We start from the raw sequence: 3,102 nt of genomic DNA on the forward strand, positions 1-3,102 counted from the left end.
CCTTTTATTCGCTGGAGAAGAAAATAAATGTATTAATTGACCAATTTCTTACGAATTTCTTTTTAAGCTATTCAAAATACAAGGATGAACTCCTCGAAAATTAGCGCAAGCTAGTTGGAAATTTATCTGTTCCTATTATTCCTATTAATAGAGAGAATAGTGTTTTGCCTTTAATAAGTTCAAATAATCAAATACGTATGTCTATTATACAAGATAAAGTGTTTAGCGAGTTTGGATATGGTCAAATTCAAAATTTAATTATTGATCTTTCTGGAGTGGCACATATGTATGATGAGGTGACCACTCATTTCAAAAAAATAATTGAAGGCATTTTTCATGATAGGATGTAAATCTGTATTTACTGGGCTGCGTCCAGTAATTGTGAAGAGCTTAATAAACTCTGAAAATAATATTAATCATGCTGCGGAATATAGAGGAACGTTGCAAATTGCTTTAAATGATATTGTCTTTAATGAAGAACTAATTAAGTAATTTATACATATTTGAAAAAGTGCATGCTAGGAATTACAACTGCATACCATGTTTAATGTTTGAAAGGAGCGGAGTCTTTTAGTAATATTGTAATTTGAATTAATATTATAGAAGCAAAGGAGAAATATCATGGCAAGAAAAGCTTACGAGGCAAAGAGTGCAACAGCATCAGGACCATATTCACATGCAATTGACGCAGGAGAATTTGTTTATTTCTCAGGTCAAACGGCAATGAACTCCATTTCAGCGAAAAATCTTACTGGAGATATTGCGGAACAAACGAAGCAATGTTTCAAAAACCTGTTTGAAGTATTAGAGGTAGCTGGCCTAACATCTGATGATGTAGTGAAAGTAAATGTTTATTTAACTGATATGAATAATTTTGCGGCAATGAATGAAGTATATGAAACGCAATTCTCCAGTCCATTCCCTGCTCGGACATGTATAGCGGTGTTAGCTTTACCGTTAGGGGCTGAAGTTGAGATCGAAATGATTGCTAAAAAAACAAGATAATCTGATGTAAAAAGGAGTGGATACTAAAAATCACTCCTTTTTATTTTGTGTTTTTAAGAATTTAGTACACTGAAGTGTAAAAAATGATATATACTCTATTCCATACGTGCAACATGTACAAACCTTCACATAGTTATTCCGGTGTTTTTCGCGTTAAAATTGAAAATGGCATTTCCTTTGTGCAAAGTGAATAATGCATTGTCTAAAAAGAATGTTATCGTAAAAAAGTTTATGCAGTATATATAGCTTGTTTATGTATTTTTTGTTTAATAGTCATAAAGACCTTCTTAAAAAAGCCATGTATAATATGAATTGTTAACAAAGAAAACGTTTTCGAAAGCAAAAATAAGTTGACCTAAGTGGAACGAAAAATTATTAACAATGAGATTGCATATAGAAAAATGGGTGAAATTTTTTATTCACGGATGCAATCTTTTTAATAGGAAAAAATAATTTTATGGTAATTAGGTTAACCTTTAGCTAAAAAGCCATAGCAAATGCTGTTATATATGGTGTACGAAAACAAGGGGGATAAAATATGTCTACAACGATTGAAGGTTACGATACAAACGAGACCCAGATTGAACATGTTGCGGGTGTCGATGAATCGCTTTATCCGAAAAATGATAAGGATAGGACAGTAAGTGCGAAAGACTATATTTTTATGTGGATTGGAGACGGTGTTAATTTAGGTAATATGACACTTGGGGCTAGTGTAATTGTAGCTGGTGTCGCGACATTAAACATTTTTCAAACCATTTTAGCAGCTATCATCGCAATTGGGATCATTTCAACCATTTTTGCATTAAATGATCGTCTCGGCTACAAAAAAGGAATACCATATGTTGTACAGCTTAGAATGTCCTTTGGAATAAAAGGAACAGTGATATCATCACTACTGCGCGGGATACCCGCCATCGTATGGTACGGTATTCAAAGCTGGATCGGGGGAACTGCCTTAAATGAAATCGCGAAGATTGTTACAGGCGGTACTTTCGATAATGTCGTTGTTTGTTTTATAGCGCTGCAACTAATTCAAATTGTGCTTTCATTATTCGGTTTCCACGCGATTAAATGGGTAGAAACGGTTGCCTCTGTAGTATTTATGGCAGCACTAATTTATGTTTTCGGAATTCTTTTATCATCGCATAGCACTGAGATTGCCCAAAACTGGGTACAAGCTAAAGGCTCATGGGGCTTGCCGTTCTTTGGACTTATTATGGTCTTTTTAGGGAATTATGCAGGTATCTTTGTAAGTGCTGCAGATTATTCAAGAGAGCTTAAAACGGGTATGAGTGATAAAAAACGTGGATCATTATATTTTATCCCAATTACCTTATCATATGGTTTTGTTATCATTATCGGGGCAATGCTCGCAGCTGCGACTGGTGTAACGAATCCTGCACAAGCACTCCCAATTATAATTGATAATCCTTATATTTCAGTTTTTGTATCCGTGTTTATTGTAATCGCGGTTATCGCAACAAATATGGTTGCCAATATTATTCCGCCAGCTTATGTCATTACATTGCTGACAAAATTAAAGTATAAAGCTTCTGCAATTGTAACAGGATTGCTTGCATTAGGTGCATTTCCATGGTTGCTTATACAGGAGTCATCGGCTAAAGGTCTTAATATGTTTATTCTAATATATTCCGCATTTTTAGGACCAGTTATTTCTATATTATTAGTGGACTACTATATATTAAGAAAACAAAAGGTAAATCTTAAAGAATTATACAATGAGGAAGGTGCTTTTTCTGGATTTAATCCAGCGGGGCTCATTGCAATGTTTATCGGTGCAGGCGCTGCCTTCCTATTAGTAGACCTTGCATGGATAATCGGAGTAGTAGTAGCAGGTATCTCTTACTATCTACTAACGAAATATGCATTTAAAGCTTCAAGCTTCAAAAAAGGAACGATTTTTGAAAAATAAAATATGATTAGTGAAGATTGCCTTGGAGAATTTTATTCTCTATAGGCAATCTTTTTTCATTTTTACAGCGATTGCAACTGCTTCTTCTTTGGGCTAAGTTTTACTAACGAATAAAAATCCCTTTTAAATATTGTGAACTTATTCACAAATTAATTATATAC

The 3,102-nt window shown here is 34.0% G+C and carries 3 protein-coding genes; all 3 read left to right on the top strand.

All coding sequences use genetic code 11. The features are described from left to right. The first annotated feature begins 336 nt into the window (after positions 1-336). Positions 337-492 (top strand): hypothetical protein, encoded by a 156-nt coding sequence (locus tag V7122_RS18305; protein WP_335528107.1) that lies wholly within the window; start codon positions 337-339, stop codon positions 490-492. Positions 493-621: 129 nt separating this feature from the next. Then, entirely contained in the window at positions 622-1,005 is a 384-nt protein-coding gene (locus tag V7122_RS18310) for a RidA family protein (RefSeq protein ID WP_335348237.1), read from the top strand. A gap of 538 nt (positions 1,006-1,543) precedes the next feature. Beyond that, a complete protein-coding gene (locus V7122_RS18315) occupies positions 1,544-2,941 on the top strand; it encodes an NCS1 family transporter (protein WP_335490811.1) in 1,398 nt (465 codons plus the stop codon). Positions 2,942-3,102: the final 161 nt, after the last annotated feature.

The sequence above is a fragment of the Bacillus sp. JJ1532 genome, from assembly GCF_036965085.1.
Lineage (GTDB): Bacteria > Bacillota > Bacilli > Bacillales > Cytobacillaceae > Cytobacillus.